General features: G+C 60.0%; 16 protein-coding genes and 1 pseudogene. 11 read left to right on the top strand and 6 right to left on the bottom strand.

Translation table 11 applies throughout. The features are described 5' to 3' along the window. The first annotated feature begins 14 nt into the window (after positions 1–14). The 7 genes from bcsZ (at position 15) to AC1Q6Y_RS18135 (ending at position 9,440) form a co-directional block, all read left to right on the top strand. The gene (gene bcsZ / locus AC1Q6Y_RS18165) at positions 15–1,241 is read left to right on the top strand and encodes a cellulose synthase complex periplasmic endoglucanase BcsZ (protein ID WP_492624930.1); all 1,227 of its coding nucleotides are present in this window, start codon (positions 15–17) and stop codon (positions 1,239–1,241) included. Then, positions 1,217–5,080, top strand: coding sequence for a cellulose synthase subunit BcsC-related outer membrane protein (locus AC1Q6Y_RS18160; RefSeq protein ID WP_492624929.1), 3,864 nt, complete (start codon positions 1,217–1,219; stop codon positions 5,078–5,080). Before bcsZ ends, AC1Q6Y_RS18160 begins: the two co-directional genes overlap by 25 nt. 17 nt (positions 5,081–5,097) lie before the next feature. Beyond that, positions 5,098–5,766, top strand: coding sequence for an SGNH/GDSL hydrolase family protein (locus AC1Q6Y_RS18155; RefSeq protein ID WP_057715532.1), 669 nt, complete (start codon positions 5,098–5,100; stop codon positions 5,764–5,766). Then, positions 5,763–6,437 carry an alginate O-acetyltransferase AlgF gene (locus AC1Q6Y_RS18150; protein ID WP_492624928.1) on the top strand — a complete coding sequence of 225 codons (675 nt, stop codon included), beginning with the start codon at positions 5,763–5,765 and terminating at the stop codon, positions 6,435–6,437. The genes AC1Q6Y_RS18155 and AC1Q6Y_RS18150 overlap by 4 nt, the downstream gene beginning before the upstream one ends. A gap of 18 nt (positions 6,438–6,455) precedes the next feature. After that, positions 6,456–7,865 (top strand): MBOAT family O-acyltransferase, encoded by a 1,410-nt coding sequence (locus tag AC1Q6Y_RS18145; protein WP_492588471.1) that lies wholly within the window; start codon positions 6,456–6,458, stop codon positions 7,863–7,865. Beyond that, the gene (locus AC1Q6Y_RS18140; protein WP_492624927.1) at positions 7,865–9,019 is read left to right on the top strand and encodes an alginate O-acetyltransferase AlgX-related protein; all 1,155 of its coding nucleotides are present in this window, start codon (positions 7,865–7,867) and stop codon (positions 9,017–9,019) included. The genes AC1Q6Y_RS18145 and AC1Q6Y_RS18140 overlap by 1 nt, the downstream gene beginning before the upstream one ends. Before the next feature lie 79 nt (positions 9,020–9,098). After that, positions 9,099–9,440, top strand: a complete 342-nt coding sequence (locus AC1Q6Y_RS18135) for a hypothetical protein (protein ID WP_492624926.1) — start codon at positions 9,099–9,101, stop codon at positions 9,438–9,440. A gap of 159 nt (positions 9,441–9,599) precedes the next feature. On the opposite strand, the gene AC1Q6Y_RS18130 is transcribed toward AC1Q6Y_RS18135, so the two are convergent. Further along, the gene (locus tag AC1Q6Y_RS18130; RefSeq protein WP_340317129.1) at positions 9,600–9,881 is read right to left on the bottom strand and encodes an excalibur calcium-binding domain-containing protein; all 282 of its coding nucleotides are present in this window, start codon (positions 9,879–9,881) and stop codon (positions 9,600–9,602) included. Positions 9,882–10,010: 129 nt separating this feature from the next. Here AC1Q6Y_RS18130 and AC1Q6Y_RS18125 point away from each other — a divergent pair, with 129 nt between their 5' ends. After that, positions 10,011–10,139, top strand: a complete 129-nt coding sequence (locus AC1Q6Y_RS18125) for a hypothetical protein (RefSeq protein ID WP_256353585.1) — start codon at positions 10,011–10,013, stop codon at positions 10,137–10,139. A 102-nt stretch (positions 10,140–10,241) separates the two neighbouring features. Here the strand turns inward: AC1Q6Y_RS18125 and AC1Q6Y_RS18120 are convergent, their stop codons facing one another. Beyond that, positions 10,242–10,466 (bottom strand): hypothetical protein, encoded by a 225-nt coding sequence (locus tag AC1Q6Y_RS18120; RefSeq protein WP_489340323.1) that lies wholly within the window; start codon positions 10,464–10,466, stop codon positions 10,242–10,244. A 596-nt stretch (positions 10,467–11,062) separates the two neighbouring features. Between AC1Q6Y_RS18120 and AC1Q6Y_RS18115 the strand changes: the two are divergent. The 3 genes and pseudogenes from AC1Q6Y_RS18115 to AC1Q6Y_RS18105 all read left to right on the top strand — a co-directional run. Then, positions 11,063–11,384: pseudogene (locus AC1Q6Y_RS18115) on the top strand (site-specific integrase); the annotation flags it as partial. Positions 11,385–11,667: 283 nt separating this feature from the next. Continuing rightward, positions 11,668–13,122, top strand: coding sequence for a tyrosine-type recombinase/integrase (locus tag AC1Q6Y_RS18110; protein ID WP_492624925.1), 1,455 nt, complete (start codon positions 11,668–11,670; stop codon positions 13,120–13,122). Between the two features lie 71 nt (positions 13,123–13,193). Beyond that, positions 13,194–13,529: an NADPH-dependent FMN reductase gene (locus AC1Q6Y_RS18105; RefSeq protein ID WP_492624924.1), complete on the top strand. Its 336-nt coding sequence runs from the start codon at positions 13,194–13,196 to the stop codon at positions 13,527–13,529. On the opposite strand, the gene AC1Q6Y_RS18100 is transcribed toward AC1Q6Y_RS18105, so the two are convergent. From AC1Q6Y_RS18100 to AC1Q6Y_RS18085, 4 genes are read right to left on the bottom strand one after another with little or no spacing between them, the layout of a single operon-like run. Then, on the bottom strand, positions 13,513–14,364 hold the full coding sequence (locus tag AC1Q6Y_RS18100; RefSeq protein WP_492624923.1) for a sugar phosphate isomerase/epimerase: 852 nt from the start codon (positions 14,362–14,364) through the stop codon (positions 13,513–13,515). The two genes, AC1Q6Y_RS18105 and AC1Q6Y_RS18100, sit on opposite strands and share 17 nt — an antisense overlap. A 1-nt stretch (position 14,365) precedes the next feature. Beyond that, positions 14,366–15,607, bottom strand: a complete 1,242-nt coding sequence (locus AC1Q6Y_RS18095) for an NAD(P)/FAD-dependent oxidoreductase (RefSeq protein WP_492624922.1) — start codon at positions 15,605–15,607, stop codon at positions 14,366–14,368. An 18-nt stretch (positions 15,608–15,625) separates the two neighbouring features. Further along, positions 15,626–15,946, bottom strand: coding sequence for a MocE family 2Fe-2S type ferredoxin (locus AC1Q6Y_RS18090; protein ID WP_007994296.1), 321 nt, complete (start codon positions 15,944–15,946; stop codon positions 15,626–15,628). Positions 15,947–15,982: 36 nt separating this feature from the next. Beyond that, on the bottom strand, positions 15,983–17,095 hold the full coding sequence (locus AC1Q6Y_RS18085; protein WP_492624921.1) for a fatty acid desaturase family protein: 1,113 nt from the start codon (positions 17,093–17,095) through the stop codon (positions 15,983–15,985). Between the last annotated feature and the right edge of the window lie 127 nt (positions 17,096–17,222).

The following is a 17,222-nucleotide window of genomic DNA, read 5'->3' as shown; positions in this document are numbered from 1 at the left end:
GGCCTGTGTCGTCCATGAGCAGCCGGGGTACTTCACTTCGCCAGGGCCTGCGCGGTAACGCGCGCAGGTTGAGCGCGGTGCTTGCGCTTGCCCTGCTGGCGCCGGCGATAGCGGCCGCAAACTCCTGCGAGTCGCCAGCCTGGCCACTGTGGCAAACCTACGCAACGCGCTTCGTCCAGGACGACGGCCGGGTTCTGGAATCGAGCCTGAAGAGCAATCACAGCACCTCTGAAGGGCAGTCCTACGGCATGCTCTTCGCACTGATCGGCAACGATCAGCCACGCTTCGACACGCTCTGGCGCTGGACCTCGGCCAATCTCGCCGGCGCAGACATCGCCACACGCCTGCCGGGCTGGTTATGGGGGCAAGGTACGGACGGTCAGTGGCGCCTGCAAGACGTCAATTCGGCCGCCGACGCCGACCTGTGGATCGCCTATGCCCTGCTCGAAGCCGCACGCCTGTGGGATCGGCCGGACTATCGCCAGGACGCCCTGCACCTGATGGCGACGATCGAAGCGCAATTGGTCGTCAACCTGCCCGGGCTGGGTCCGATGGTATTGCCTGGACCACAGGGCTTCGTCCAGCCGGACGCACTCTGGCGCCTGAACCCCAGCTACCTGCCACTGCCACTGTTACGGCGGCTGGCCAAGGAAGCACCGTCCGGGCCCTGGCAAGCGATTGCCCGCAACACCGCGACGATGATCGCCCAATCCAGCCGCCACGGCTTCGTCGCGGACTGGGTCGGTTATCAAGGCACTTCAGCGCAATCGGGTGTCTTCGTCAGCGATCCGATCAATGGCGACACGGGCAGCTACGACGCCATTCGCGTGTACCTCTGGCTGGGCATGAGTGATACCTCCGAGCCGCTGGCAGCGCTGCTGCTCAAACGGCTGGACGGCATGGCCCGCAGCACTGTCGCGACGGGTTCCCCCCCGGAAACAGTCGAGGTTCGCCACGGCAGTGCCCGGGGTCAGAGCCCGTTCGGATTCCGGGCTGCGCTGATTCCCTACCTTCAGGCCAAGGGGCAACCCGGGTTGGCCGATCAGCAGCGACACCGCGTGGAACTCGCCTTGCGCGAGGCACTGGCCAGGCCTGATGCCGACGTCGGTCCGCCGCGTTACTACGACTTGATGCTCAGCCTGTTCGCGCTCGGCTGGGCAGAAAAACATTACCGATTCCGGGAAGACGGAACGCTGAAACTCTCCTGGGAGACCGCATGCACGCGCACCACCGCACGCTAGCCATCGCCGCCATGAGCGCATGGACGGCTGCTGCCCACGCTCAAAGTCCGACGCCACAGACATTACTCGTCGAGCAAGGGCAGTACTGGCAGTTGCACAAAAACCCTCAACGCGCTGCGGAAGTCTGGCTGAAAGTCCTGCTGCTGGACCCGGTCCAGGTTGACGCACTGTATGGCCTGGGCTTGATCGGCGTGCAACAGGGCAAGCCACAACAGGCGCAGCAATACCTGGCCCGCTTGCAAGCCATCGAGCCAGCGCCTCGGCAGGCACTGCAATTGGCGCAGGACATCGCCCTGGCACAACCGCAGAGCCAGCAGCGCCTGGAAGAGGCTCGGCGCCTCGTCGATGCCGGTGAGCGCGACAAGGCGACCGCCGAGTTTCGCTCGCTGTTCGATGGCCGTCCGCCTCAAGGCACGATCGGTCGCGAGTATTACAACAACCTTGCCTTCAATCAGGCTGACTGGCCTGAAGCACGCAGCGGATTTCAGCGCCTGCAACGAGAAATGCCCAATGACTCGATCGTCGCGCTGTTTTACGCCAAGCATCTGGTGCGCCATGAAGACAGCCGTGCCGAAGGTATCCGCGCCCTGGCCGCGCTGACCCAGCGTACCGACATTGCCGGTGATGCCGACGAAAGCTGGCGCCTGGCGCTGACCTGGATCGGTCCACCCAATCCGGCACAAGTGCCGTTGTTCGAGGCGTACCTCAAGACGCATCCGGATGACGTGGAAATTCGGGCGCAGATGGACAAGGGCAAGCAACAGGTAGTAGCAACGACGGCCAGTAAGGGATGGCAACCGCCCGCCGACGTCGCGCGCGGCCTGAAGGCGCTCAAGGCAGGCGATCAGGCTACCGCCGAACAGGCTTTTCAAGCGCGCTTGAAAACCCAACCCGATGATGCCGACGCGCTGGGCGGTCTTGGGGTTGTTCGCCAGCAGCAACGCCGACTGGCCGAAGCGGAAAAGCTCCTGGTTCAGGCCACGCGACAACCTGACGGCAGCCAGTGGCAAGCCGCACTGAACGAAGTGCGCTACTGGTCTGCGTTGCAGCAGGCTCGGGACGCCCAGGCCAAAGGCCAGTCAGCCCAGGCACAGGCCCTGGTAAACCAGGCGCTGCGCCTGACTCCGAACGGGGTCGACGCTCGCCTCGCCCTGGCGGATATTCAGGCCAGCGCGGGCCAGTTCGATGACGCTCAGGGCAACTATCGCCAGGTATTGAACCTGCGCCGCGACGACCCTCAAGCACAGGAAGGGCTGATCAACGTGCTGCTCAAGAGCGGCAAGAACGATGAAGCCCTGCAACTGATCAACAGCCTGCCCGCCACCGGGCAGGCAAAGATCGGCCAATCCGCTCGCCTGAAAGCCTTGCGTGCGACGCAACTGGCCGCCCTCGCCGAACAACGCAACGACCTGCCCGCAGCGCGCAACGCCTTGCAAGACGCGTTGCGCTACGAACCGGACAACATCTGGACGCGTTTCGCCCTGGCCCGCCTGAACCTGGCGATGGGCGAACCGCAAAAGGCCCGGGACCTGATCAACGCCATGCTCCAGGCCCATCCCGACAATGCCGATGCGCTTTACGTCAGCGCCTTGCTGTCGGTCCAGATGGGTGAGTGGAAAGCCGCACAGACAACGTTGGGACGCTTGCGCCCCGACCAGCGCACCCCGGACATGCAAGCGCTGGCCGCTGATGTCAGCCTCAACCTGCAACTCAGCCAAGCGATAGAGTTGGGCAAACGCGGACAGCGCCAGGAAGCCCTGACCTTGCTCGATCGTATTCAGCCGATGGCCAACAACAGTCCGGATCGCACAGCGAGCCTGGCTTCGGCCTATGTCGACATCGGCGAACCGACCCGTGCACTGGCCCTCATGCGCGGCCAGTTGCAACACACCACGGCGCCCTCGGCGGATTTCATCCTGCAATACGCCGCTGTCCTGCTTAAATCCGGAGAAGACGCACAGGTCAACGAGATTCTGCGCGACCTTCAGAACAGGCCCTTGAACGCGCCGGCTCGCAAGCGTTTCGACGACCTGCTCTACCTCTATCGCATCCGCCAGGCTGACCAACTGCGTGAACGCGGCGATCTGGCCAATGCCTATGACACGCTGGCGCCCGCACTGGCACAACGTCCCGGTGACAGCGCTGCCGTCGCGGCCCTGGCGCGGATGTACTCGGCCAATGGCGACACGGCAAAAGCCCTCGAACTCTACAAACCGCTGTTACAGCACCAGCCAAACGACCCGCAACTGCTGCTGGGTGCTGCCGACGCGGCGGTGCTGGCACACGACACGGCCTTTGCCGAACAGGCGCTGCAACAGCTGCTCAAGACCGAATCCGGTAACCCTCAAACGCTGACTGAGGCCGCACGTCTCTACCAGAACATGGGCAAAACCGGCACGGCCACCGATCTGCTGCGCAAGGCCGTGGCCATCGAACAGAGCGAGAAACGCAGAAGCCAGGGCGGCCAACTGGCCGGTTCGACGGTGGCGCCCAACCCTTTTGCCGGGTTATCGGGCTCACGTAACGAAGTCAGTCGCGACACTTTACTGGCAGCCATCCCGCCACCGGTTCAAGAGATGCCGGGCCGCATGACGTCCCACACCCCTTTCGGCGTCGATGCCCCGCCAAGGCCGCAGCAGGCGAGCAATCCATTCGAGTCGCAGCTGCCACGTGCAGCATTGGTGAGCGAGGACATCAGTCCCGCACAACTGGCACTGAGTAAAATCCTCCAGGAGCGCAGTGCCTACGTGACCCAGGGCGTGAGCATTCGTAGCAACGACAGTGAGTCGGGACTGAGCAAACTGACCGACATTGAAACACCGCTGGAAATCAATATTCCGCTGGATGAAAGCCGCGTCGCCCTGCGCGTGACGCCGGTCTCGCTGAACGCCGGCAGTGCCAGCAGCGAGGCGTTGTCGCGTTTTGGCAATGGTGCGCAGAGCGGCAGCGTCGGTTCGCAAAAAGCCGAGGGCGTCGGCCTTTCCGTCGCCATTCAACGGCCCGCGGATGGGCTCAAAGCCGATCTCGGCACCACCCCCCTCGGCTTCAAATACAGCACCGCCACTGGCGGCATCAGCGTTGATCGCCCCATCAGCAACACCTCTAATGTCCGTTACGGCGTGAGCGTTTCCCGGCGTCCGGTGACTGACAGCGTCACCTCGTTTGCCGGCACCACGGACAAACGCAGCGGGCAGTCCTGGGGCGGAGTGACCGCCAATGGCGGGCGCGGCCAGTTGAGCTTCGACGACAACGAAGTCGGCGTATATGGCTACGCCTCCTGGCACCAGTTATTGGGCAACCATGTCGAGTCCAACAGCCGCAGTGAACTGGGCAGCGGTGTGTACTGGTACCTGCAAAACGCAACGGACAGCAAACTGACCGTCGGCCTGAGCATGACCGGCATCAGCTACGCCAACAACCAGGACTATTTCACCTACGGCCACGGCGGCTATTTCAGCCCGCAGACGTTCTTCGCCCTGGGTGTACCGGTGACCTGGGCACAACGCACCGGGCGCTTGACGTATCAAGTCAAGGGTTCGGTCGGCGTGCAGCATTTCGAGCAGGACAGCGTCGACTATTTCCCGACCGACAAAGCCCTGCAGGCGGCCTCGGGCCTGCGCTACGCAGGGCAAAACAAAACCGGGATCGGCTACAGCGTTGCGGCGGCGGCTGAATACAAGGTCGCTTCGAAGTTCCTGCTGGGCGCCAATCTGGGCCTGGACAACGCCCGCGACTACCAACAAATCAGCGGTGCCCTGTCCTTGCGCTACCAGTTCGAGGAGATCAACGGCCCCATGAGCCTGCCGGTCAGCCCGTACACCTCGCCTTATTCCAACTGATCATTCTGGAGCTTTCGATGCCCACTTCTGCCCTTGCCGGTCTGACTCTCCTTGTCCTTGGGGAGAGCCACATGAGCCTTGCGGACCATTTGCTGGAGCCGCTGCACGACAACCTGACGCGCCAAGGCGCCCAGGTCCACTCCATCGGTGCCTGCGGCGCCAGCGCCGGCGACTGGCTGATCAGCAAGAAGGTCGACTGCGGTGCCGAGCGCAAAGGCAACGACAAGATCGTGATCAAGGGCCGTGACGCCACTACCACACCGATCCAGGACCTGATCGCCGCCGACAAGCCCGACCTGGTGGTACTGGTCATCGGCGACACCATGGCGTCCTATGACAAGCCGGTGTTTCCGAAGGCCTGGGCATGGCAAAGCGTCACCGGCCTGGCCAAGGCCATCGCGGCCACCGGGACCCGCTGCGCCTGGGTGGGCCCGGCCTGGGGCAAAGCCGGTGGCATGTACCAGAAGAATGACGCCCGCACCCAGTTGATGTCGCAGTTTCTGGCCGCGAACGTGGCGCCTTGCACCTACATCGATTCGCTGACGTTTTCCAAACCCGGACAGTGGATCACCACCGACGGCCAGCACTTCACCGTCGCCGGTTATCAATCCTGGGGCAATGCGATCGGTGATGCCGTGGCCAAACTGCCCGCCGACCGCATCAGCAGCACAGGAGCCGGTAAATGACCCGATCCGCATTCAGCTGGGCACTGTTCGCGCCCTTGGTGTTGAGCCTGCACGCCGAGGCTGCCGACATTGCCCTGTACCCGACGGGCCCGGATCAGGACTCGGCCTTCCTGCGCTTTATCAACGCCGCCGACCGCCCCCTGCAACTGCTGGCCGAAGGCTCGCGGGCTAGCCTCAAACTCGAAGGCACCCATGCTGTGTCCGACTACTTGCCCGTGCCCGCCAACCAACCGATCAAGGGCACCCTGGAACGCAACGGCAATAGCCAGCCGCTGGACATTCAGGTGGCGGCAGGCGAATTCGCCAGCGTCATCGCCTTGCCGGACAGCGCACAAGGTATCCGCCAGGTCGTCATCCGTGAGCAACCCGACGATTTCAATAGCCTGAGGGCCTCGCTGGCGTTTATCAGCGCCGATCCTGCGTGCACCCAGGCCGGGTTGCGCGCTGCGGGGAAGAACGCCGACCTGTTCAAGGAAGTGGCCAACGGCAGCGTGCAACGCCGAGCGATCAACCCGGTCAGCCTGTCGGTTCAATTGGTCTGCGCCCAAACCAACGTCGGTGCCCCACTTGACCTGGGCCAGCTCAAGGCCGGCGAGCGCTACAGCGTCGTGCTGCTGCCTGGCGCAAATGGCCCTTACCTGTTGCTCGCGACTGACGTCCTGGCCCACTGATCGGATCGCGCCACCACCATGGTTTTTGCTTCTCTCGAGTTTCTGACGTTGTTCCTGCCGCTGTTCCTGTGTGCCTATGCAGTGTGCCCAACCGCCTGGCGCAACGTCACGCTACTGATCGGCAGCTGGCTGTTCTATGGCTGGTTGAGCCCACAGTTCCTCGCGGTGCATGTGGCGCTGACGATCACGGCGTGGGTCGGCGGCTTGCTGATTGACGCCTTACGGGAAGAAAGCAAGGGCCGCGTACGGCTACTCGCAACGCTGATCGTGCTCAACACGGCGGTGCTGTGCTGGTACAAGTACGCCAACATCGTCGCCAGCACCTTGATCGATGCCGCCACCTGGTACGGCGCCATGCCCCTGGACTGGCAGCGGGTCATCATGCCGGCCGGGCTGTCGTTTATCGTATTGCAGGCGATTTCCTATCTGGTGGATGTGCATCGCCGCACCGTGCCGGTCGAACGCAGCTTCATTAACTACGCCACCTATATTTCGATGTTCGGCCATTCGGTCGCCGGCCCCATCATTCGCTATGACTGGGTTCGGCGCGAGCTGAATCAACGTTGTTTCAACCTGCAGAACTTCTCGCTGGGTGCGCGCAGGTTCATGGTCGGGATGAGCATGAAGGTGCTGGTGGCCGACACCCTGTCGCCCGTGGTCGATGTGGCGTTCAATGTGCAGAACCCAAGTTTCTCTGACGCCTGGATCGGCTGCCTTGCCTATTCCTTGCAACTGTTCTTCGACTTCGCCGGCTACAGTGCCATGGCCATCGGGCTGGGACTGATGCTGGGGTTTCACTTTCCCGAGAACTTCGACCGTCCGTATCTGGCCAACAGCATCCAGGACTTCTGGCGCCGCTGGCACCTGTCGCTGTCCAGCTGGTTACGTGACTATCTGTACATTCCGCTGGGTGGCAATCGCAACGGCACCTGGAAAACCTACCGCAACCTGTTCCTGATCATGGCCATCGCCGGTCTCTGGCACGGTGGCGACAGCTGGAATTATCTGCTGTGGGGCTGCGCCCATGGCCTCGCGTTATGCGTTGATCGTGCCTGGAGCCGTTCCACCCTGCCCTCTGTACCGCCGGTGCTGTCCCATGGCCTGACTCTACTGTTTGTGTGCCTGGCCTGGACACTGTTCCGCGCCCCCGACTTTCATAGCGCGTTGAGTCTGTATGCCGGGCAGTTCGGCCTGCAGGGCATCGCCCTCGGTGATGAACTGTCAGTGACCCTGCGCCCGGTACACGGCCTTGCAGGCTTGCTGGGTGTGTTCGGTGTCATCGCACCACTGCTGCGCCCTTACTGTGAGAAACGACTGGGCGGCATTGCGTTTTACGCCGCTGCCCTTTGGCCCATTGCCGGTTTCATGCTGTCGTTCGCACTGATCGCCAGTCGCGAAACCGTACCCTTCCTGTACTTCCAATTCTGATGACGACCCCAAAGCACACCCCGCCACCCACTCAGCCAGATGAGCTGGCGACACGCTGCAGTCGGCTGGCAGGCGTGGCGTTGCTGATATTCCTGTTCATCGGGCTGCTGTCCTCTGGCCGTCTGATCGTCTCAGGGCAGATCTCGCTGTTGCCCGATAAAGTGCTGACCCCGCAGCTTTTTGATGGCGATATCACTCATCAGATCGCCAGGGAACTGTCGAACGCTCAACTCCCCACGACCTTCGCCGAGCTGGAGCGCGGTGTCAGCTGGCTCCTGCTCAGTGACACCGGGCCAAGGGTTCGCTCGGGTTGTCCTGACTGGTTGTTTTTGGCCGATGAGCTCAAGGTCAATCATCAAGCACAGCGCAATGCCGATGCCAAAGTCCAGGCAATGATTGATCTGAAGCAGCAGCTCTCCCAACGTGGCATCAGCCTGCTGGTGGTCATCGTTCCAGACAAGAGCCGCATCGCTTCCGGGCAGCGTTGCGCACTGCACCGCCCAGCCACTCACGAAAGGCGCATCCAGGCCTGGACTTCGAAGCTGGATGTGGCTGGCGTGGCGAATCTGGACCTCACCGGTGCGCTGACGCCACTGGGGGCCAGTGCCTGGTTGCGCACCGATACGCACTGGAGCGAGTCCGGCGCGAAGGCGGCGGCCGAGGCTATCGCGCAGCGACTGAAGCCCCTGGGCATCAGCGCAACGCCACGCAGGTCGTTCAACGAAAGTCATGCCCCGCTCGCGGTGCGACCTGGCGATCTGGTCCATCTGGCGGGCATCGACTGGCTGCCGCTAAAATGGCAACCCGCACCCGAAATGGTCGCCCAGACCAGCACCCACGAACTTCCCGTTGCGTCAGCCGCCAGCCCTGACACGGAGGCAGACCTCTTTGGCGATGCCGACCTCCCCAACACCGCGCTCATCGGCACTTCATTCTCACGCAACTCCAACTTTGCAGGGTTTGTGCAGCAGGCGCTGGGCGCCCCCGTAGGCAACTTCGCCAAAGACGGCGGAGCATTCTCCGGCGCTGCCAACAGCTACCTCAACAGCCCAGCCTTCAAAGAAACACCGCCAAAGCAAATCATCTGGGAGATCCCGGAGCGGGACCTGCAGTCGGCTTACATCGAACCCATTGCCTATCGCTTGTTGCGGTAGGCATGCCTTCCCTTAAACTCCACCAGGAACGCGCCTACACTGAAATGCACAGCGATTGAGAGGACATGGAGCTCCACGCATGCGGACTAGCGCCCTTGTGATACTCCTTATCAGCTATGCCGTGCTGATGGTGGTTTTTTTCAAGCTAAATGCTCGAAACAATCGACGCCGCAGAGAGGGTCTTTACCAAGCCTTTGAAACGACCATGCGACAGCATGGGATCAAATCTTTCGAGATCCTCAAGGAAAGTATTTATATCGGTAACAACTTTCGGCCATCAGAACTGTGCCGGGTATTGCTGGACGATTCAGGGCACTACTTTCTTTACTTGCACGCCAGCAACACGCAACCAACTTTAACGCCGCTGACCGAGGAGCGAGCGTTACAAGCTGCACAGGGTGACATAGGAATTCAGGCATAGATCATCGCAACCGCTACCACCAGTCCCCTCCGGGGAGAGTGCGTGTAACGCAACTAGCGAGGTGAACCAATAAAACGTAGCTCACCTTCAAAGCGTGCCCTACGCCCTTCATCAGATTTCCACGACCCACTTACTAGCCTGCCGGTGAACTGCGAATAGTCACCGGCACCACTGCGACTCACAGGGTACTCCGTCGTTGTCGCCATCCATTTTCATTCCTGGGCAATTACGCAGAAAATTTTTGGCCTCTGCGCACGACGTCATCTGCGAGCAATACTTGCGTCCGTCGCATTTGACTGGAGCCGAAACAGGCTTCGGCGCAGTCAAGACCACGGAGATTCTTTGAGGACTCGATAGCCGAGCCTCAGCCCAGGACTGTAATTCAGGGGAAAGCTTCCAAGCCAACAGACCAACAACAAGCACAACCAAAATCAGTTTCATCTTGATCCATCCATGATGAGAGACCGTTTGTGTTCTCACGTTGCCTGCTTTACAGCGTAATCCACTAATCCACATACAGCCTGCCGGTGGGAAGCGGCAAATTGCTACGCGAGATGGAAGGAAGAGCAGATGCCAAATACTGACCTGCTCCCTTCCCTGCTGTTCAGGATCAGCGAAAACCAACTCGCCCTGAAGGCCATCGATAAAAATGGAGAATTCATCAAGATGACGCTCGCGGTGATGATGACGTCGGTGTGACTCAGGCCAGTCACGCTCGACAGCACATTCGGAGCAAGGAAATACCTCCCCTTTTCCTCGGCATGCTCACGCCATCACCCGGCGTGAGCATGCGCTGATTACTCAGATAAAGGCGAAGTCCGCCTCGGTGATGGCTGCCTGTGGGACGCCGGTCAAGGTGATGCTTCCCACACCCGGCTGGCCAGTGACGGTTATGACGGCCTCGCCTAATTGTTCTCCAACAGTGAGATTCGCGAAGGTCAATCCGCTGGCGCTAAGGTTGATCAGGTCAGTGCCGTCCTCGAAGTCGGCGATAGTGTCCGTTCCCCAGAGGGAGGGAAAGTTCACTGCGAAACGTCCGCAGGGATTCATCGATGAGATCGTGGCAGCGCGGGTGGCGGCATGATCCTCTTACCAATAGCAGCCCCGCTCTACATGCTCTGGCTCATCTACAAGGGGCCGCGACGGTAAAGTCAGGGTCGCTTATTTCCCTTTGCCCAACCTGCAATCATCAGTACCAACCCAGGAATCCAAAGACCGGGCGCGGTGATAGTAACGCCGCAGATCGCCAGTGGCAGCCCAGTTAAGAACAACGGATTTCGAAACGCCTTTTCCATAGCATCAACTCCTTTAAGAACGTATCTCATTAAACCACAAACCCTGCCGGTGAACGGCGGGCGAAGAATCCCTATGTCCAATCGAAGCGCGGCCCAAGTCGCGCCCGTCCCTCCCCGTTTTATCCGAGCCATGGATGCACCTGGCTAATTGGGAATGTGCCGGGATGTATTCAACAAAACTGTCCGGCCGAACGTTCGCGAATTTCCCATAGGAAAACAGAGCGTTGGCTTCGACCGGATTGAGCTCGACCCGTGGCGGACGTCTACATCGAAGCCATGGCAATTGAAAAGACCGCAAATCAGAACAGCAATCGCCCTCGCAGCGAGCGCCAGCCCGAACGCCGTAAACAGAAACAAGCGCAGCACAAAGATCACTGGACGAAGGTTGAAGAGAGGTATTTGACGCGAGCATTCAAAGAATGCCCGGGAGGCGTCGAACTGCTACGCAGGATGGAAAGAAGAAGAGATGCCGGGCTTTCACGAAGTGCGCGCGCTGTCGCTGCACCTGTACAAAAAAGCCGGAAAGGATGGACAGAAAATCGCTGGTCATGCAAGCGAAGGCATGACCAAAAACTACCAGCGGGACCACGAGGAAATCGTCTGGTCCGAGGCAATTCCGGACCTGAATATCAGTGAAATCACCGGGTAGTTTTGCGCCAGTTTTGTGCAGGCACAAAAAAGCCGATCTAGCTGATCGGCTTAAGTGTCTGATTTTACTCAGGAATAATGGTCGGGACGGAGTGATTCGAACACTCGACCCCTAGCACCCCATCTCCTTTTTCATACTTCTTGAAAGCTTCCAAAATTTCACTCTGGATTTTTCTAAGCTAGTATTTACATGAGCTCCAGCGGTGTTCTGCTCTACGAGAGTCCAGTAACGTCCATCAAGAGCCGACGTTTTTGTGGGGGTAAAAGTAGGGGGAACCCATTTTATGGCCAAAATCACCATCAAAGAACTCGAGTCGCTGACCGCCAACGATGCCGGCCGAATCCTCCGGGAGGATGGCAATCTGGCCGGTCGAATTTCCCTACGTAAGGACGGCGTGTCGGTCAGTTTTTTCTATCGGTATCGGTGGGGCGACCAGAACAAAGAGTACTCCTGCGGGTCCTGGCCACGCAAATCCCTGACCGACATCCGCAAGGCCCGCAACCATGCCCGAGCGCTCATCGATGAGCAGATCAATCCCAACGAACACAAGAAAACCGTCAAGGCACAAGCGCATGCCGCTGCTAACGTAGAGGCCGAACAGGTAAAGACGTCGACGGTGCAAACACTGACGGTCCAGGATCTGGCCCAGGCCTGGTTGCTGGATGGCGTGGCGCGCAAAGACGGCAATGCCGAGTTGCAGCGCCGTTTTAACAAGGACCTATTCCCGGCACTTGGCAGGACAGCGGTGAACAATGTTTCCGAACACGATGTTCGGGCGCTGATCCGCGCCGTGGTCAACCGCGGCGCTCACCGGCAAACCATCAGTTTCTTCGCCGACCTCACCCAGATGTTCAGTTGGGCTAGAAAGCGCCAGCCCTGGCGGGCCTTGTTGGTCGAGGGTAATCCAACTGAGCTCGTCGACATCTCCCCATTGATCCCTGCCGACTACGAGGCAGAAAGAAGCCGGATTCTTTCGCCGGCTGAGCTGTTGGAACTGCACAACCGCTTCCAGCAAATGACCGCCGATTACGACGCCCTCCCCGCGGGCCAAAAATACGACGGCATTCGGCCGTTGAAAAAAGAAACTCAACTCGCGCTCTGGATTAGCCTGGGCACCTTGTGCCGGATTGGCGAGTTGCTGCAGGCCGAATGGAAAAATGTCGATCTGGACCGACAGACCTGGTTCCTCCCCAGTGAAAACCTCAAAGGCACCCGCGGCAAGAAACAGGACCACCATGTCTTCCTCTCGCCCTTTGCGCTGCATTTTTTTCAGGAACTCAAGAGCCTAACGGGAGACTCTCAGTGGTGCTTTCCGAACAAACAGGATGATCAGCATGTGGATGTGAAAGTGGTGAGCAAACAGGTCGGTGATCGCCAGGCCCGGTTCAAAAACCGCAAGGCCCTCTCCAGGCGGAGTCACGATGATACCCTGGTGCTTGCCGACGGCCAGAATGGCGACTGGACACCGCATGACCTGCGCCGTACGGGCGAAACCATGATGCAGGCCTTGGGGGTCAGCCTGGACGTCATCGATCGCTGCCAAAACCACGTGCTGGCCGGCTCGCGGGTGAGACGCCACTACCTGCATCACGATTATGCCGAAGAGAAGAAACGCGCCTGGAATCTGTTGGGCGATCGACTCAGTGCCGTGTTGTCCTCCACCTACGAGCATCCTACGGCTGAGTCGATGATGTCTTTTCCAGCGTACGCAACGTCAGACATGCGGTCACCCTCATAAGTGAATCGCATCCAGAGTTCTCCGGGTCTCTACATCAGCGATAATCTCGTGCTGTGAACTAAAAATTCGCGGTGAACATCTATTCACCCGAGTACAACAATAGGGTTTTCGGTGTTCTTAAAAATGCACTGGATTGGGCCTCTCTGCCGGGTTTCAATTCACCGTTGAAAAACAACCCCGTACTGATCATGACCTCTTCACCGGGCCTGCTCGGCGGAGTACGTGCCCAGTCTCAACTGCGCGAAACGCTTTCGGCCACGCTTTCCAAAGTGACCAGTTGCCCCCAGATCGTCATTCCCGGAGTCAATCAAAAAATCCGGGATGGCAGATTCATCGATGAAACAACGATCGAGTTCATGCTCGCGGCGGTCGATGACCTGATCGGTGAAATCAAACTTTTGACATAGCCGCTCGCACCTTGCAGTCGCTCCAAACCCCACGCATCAGCTCCTTCAACATCAATGCCTCCGCCCAGCGATCCATGATGTCACGCCCGTCAGCCCCCGTGATCGCATAAGGTGGCGGGCCGAGTTCACAGGTGAAGGACAGGCTGGTGGGTGTGTTCGGGCGGGCCAGCCAATCCTCGATCCCGTAGCGCCACCAGCCCAGGAATCGGTCCAACCAGGGTCGATGCTGGGCGAAGCTCAAGGGCACCTGAACCTGTTCGCCGTTGGCGACCCGGCCGTGAAAGCCCCAACTGTGGCGCAGGATGGTAAGGATCTGTTCGTCGTCTTCAGCAGTGGCCGACTCAGGCAATTCCCGGCCCACGACGTAGTGGGACAAGTCGGCCAACAGTTTGAGGTCGGGCATTTGCGCGAGAATGTCGAGGGTGAACAGCAGGTCGCTGGTGAGGCGGTAACGGTGGGTTTCCAGCAGGATCGGAAAGTCCACCTGCTCGGCCAGACGCTGCCAGCCTTCGATCAGTTCAATGGCTTGCGCCAGCGTTCGCGGCCGGACGTCTGCCTGTAGCGTGAGGTGGTGGCAGCCGTAGCGGGAGACGACATCGAGCGCGGCCGCCAGATCATCCACGGTCCGGGGGAACAGTTGACCTTCGATTTGCAGGCCTTGCGCCCTGGCGGCGGCGCTCAGGCGTGCAGCCTGTGGTGCGACCCAGAAATGGTCGGTGATCCCGTCGAAACCGGCGGCGGCGATTTTCTCCAGTTGCGCTTCAATGGAAAGGTCGCATTGGCCACGGTGATCTTGCATGGCCCACAAGGACTGAAACACCAGGAATTCGCGCATATCAGTTCCTCAACAATTGTTTGAGCGATACATCGGCATCGGCTAAAGCGACCATCGAGAGAGGGTTATGGTTAGTGATCAACCGTTCGCACAACTTGATGTCCTTGGCGACGCTATTGCCCTGACCCCAGCCGCAAGCCCCTAGCAGATGTTGTTCGGCATCGAGGTAGAACAACAGGAAACCACCACCCGCGGTTGTCCGGCTCACCGTCGGTTCAGTGTTGGCGATGACGCCTACGGTTTGCAGCCCCCAGTCGTACTGATCGGACCAAAAGCCGGGAATGACGTCGAAGGGCTGCTCGCCCCCCAATAGGTTCAGAGCGGCGTGACGGCCCTGGGTTTCGGCGTTGCGCCAGGTTTCCTGACGCTGGAAAACCCCTTGCGGGTGCAGACGAAACTCACAGACGTCGCCTGCTGCAAAGATGTCCGGCGCACTGGTGCGCAGCTGCGCATCGACGCGAATGCCCTGACCAACTTCCAACCCGGCGGCCACGGCCAACTCGGTGTTGGGTTGCATGCCGATGCCCACCACGACCAGGTCGCAGGGCAACAACTGGCCGTCGACCAGTTGCACCGTTTCAGCGCGGGTGGAGCCCTGCACCGCTTCAATCGCCACGTTCAGCCGGACGTCCACGCCCTGGCGGCGATGCAACTCCAGCAGGACACTGGACAATCGCTCAGGCAGGACGCGACCTGCCAGGCGCGGCCCGGCTTCGAGCAAGGTCACCCTGCAACCCAGGGCACGGGCGGTTGCGGCGACTTCGAGGCCGATAAAGCCACCGCCGATGATCACCAATCGGGCGCCTGGCAGCAGCGAATCGCGCAGTGCGACCGCCTCGTCATGGGTTCGCAGATAAAGTACGTTGGGCAGATGCTCGGGCACCGAGGGCAACAATCGCGCCCTGCCCCCGGTCGAGAGCAACAGTCGGGCGTAATGCAACCAACTGCCGTCGGCCAACTGCAATCGATGCTGCTGCGGATCGAGGTTTTTCACCGGGTTGCCGGCCAGGTGCTCGATGTCCAGTTCGTCGAGTTGAGCGCTATCGCACAAACTGCAACCCGTCAGTTCAACCGTGCCCTGTAACAGCCCTTTGGACAGCGGCGGACGTTCGTAGGGCGGGTGGGATTCGTCGCCGATCAGGATCAGGCGACCGCGATAACCTTCAGCACGCAGGGTCAGCGCCGCGCGGCCACCCGCGTGCCCGGCGCCGACGATGACCAGTGGAGCATTGATAGAACTCATGGCACAGACTCCCTGCAATTAAACCGTGATTGCGAGCAGGACACGCCCCGCCTCGACCCGCACCGGATAAGTCTTGAGATTGACGCACACCGGTGCGCCAAGGGCTTTGCCGGAGCGGTAGTCGAAGCGTCCGTTGTGCTTGGGGCACTCGATGACATGCTCCATCACCAGGCCATCGGCGAGGTGGATGGACTCGTGGGTGCACAGGCCCGCGGTGGCGAAGAACTCGTCGTCTGCAGAGCGGTAGACGGCATAGGTGTGCGGGCCATGGTCGAAACGAATGACATCCTCTTCATTTATTTCGCCCACGGCACAGACATCGATCCATTGGTCGGTCATGGCGTTTTCTCTTGTAGTGTTACAGCCAGGAAGGTGTCAGGCCGGCGTTACTTCAGCTTCTGCCTGGACGGTTGCGGCAGGTTCTGCGCGCGGTGGTAAAGGTCGACGGATGTGATAGTTCGGGTCTTTGCGCTGCTTCCAGATCGTCGGGATGATTTCCCGGAAGGCCTCGTACAGGCTGGTGTAAGGCGGAGGGCAGTCGTGGCGGATTTCCTCGTGAAGCTGCGCCAGCGCATGAAAAGGCACCATCGGATACATGTGGTGTTCCAGGTGATAGTTCATGTTGAGGTACATGAAACGCAGTACCGGGTTCATGTAAATCGTGCGGCAGTTGCTACGGTGATCGAGTACGTCTTCGGCCAGACCGACATGCTGTGTAAGGCCGAACAGGTAGGACAGCCAGCCGCCATAGAGGGTTGGAAGGCCGATAAACATCAGCGGCAACCAGCTCTGCATATACAGTGCAGAGCACAGGACAAGCCCATAGATCACCAGCCAGACGCGCGCGTCCCTCGCCACCTTGGGCCACTCGGATTCGGGGATGAACGTCTGCTCTTCTTCATCCATCCGCCCGACTGCATGACGGCAGACTGACCCCATCGTTTTCAATGCGTAAGGCATCCTGAAAAAGCTCAGCACCATATTGATCAGGCTCGGCGGACGCGGCTCGACGATCTCAGGGTCGCGACCGACGATGATGGTGTCGGTGTGGTGCCGTGCGTGGCTCCAGCGCCAGACCTGGGGTTCGAACATGAACATGAAGCTCGACAGCTGGTAGACCGCATCATTCATCCAGCGGGTTTTGAACGCCGTCCCGTGACCGGCTTCGTGCCAACGGGCATTGGACGCCGTGCCGTAAAGCAGGCCATAGACGAAGAAGAACGGAACACAGGCCCAGGAGCCCCAGAACCAGTAACCGCCGAACCCGGTCACGACCATCGCCAGCAGCCAGATCGCGGTATCGCGCAAAGCCGGACCGTCGCGGCGCTGCATTAATTCCTTCAGGCGTTTACGGGGAATGGGAGATTGATACCAATTGGCCGAGACCAGGCCTTTTTGCGCGGCTTTAGCGGCTTCGGGACCGGTCAATCGATAATCCCGAGGCATGGGTTTACCGGAGTTTTCAGATGCTGCGTGTTGTTCAGGCATTTTATTGTTCTCCGCAAGCTTGATGGTTTAAGGCACTTGCTTCGATGCGGGATCACATCGTTGGAGAAAAGATAGAGAGCCCAAAGATTACCCTCAAGCCCTTGAATACATTCCCTATCAAGCTATC

The sequence above is a fragment of the Pseudomonas sp. GW823-FHT06E10 genome, from assembly GCF_058794995.1.
Note: the sequence above shows the minus strand (reverse complement) of the source record. Positions and strands in the feature narration are given on the sequence as shown.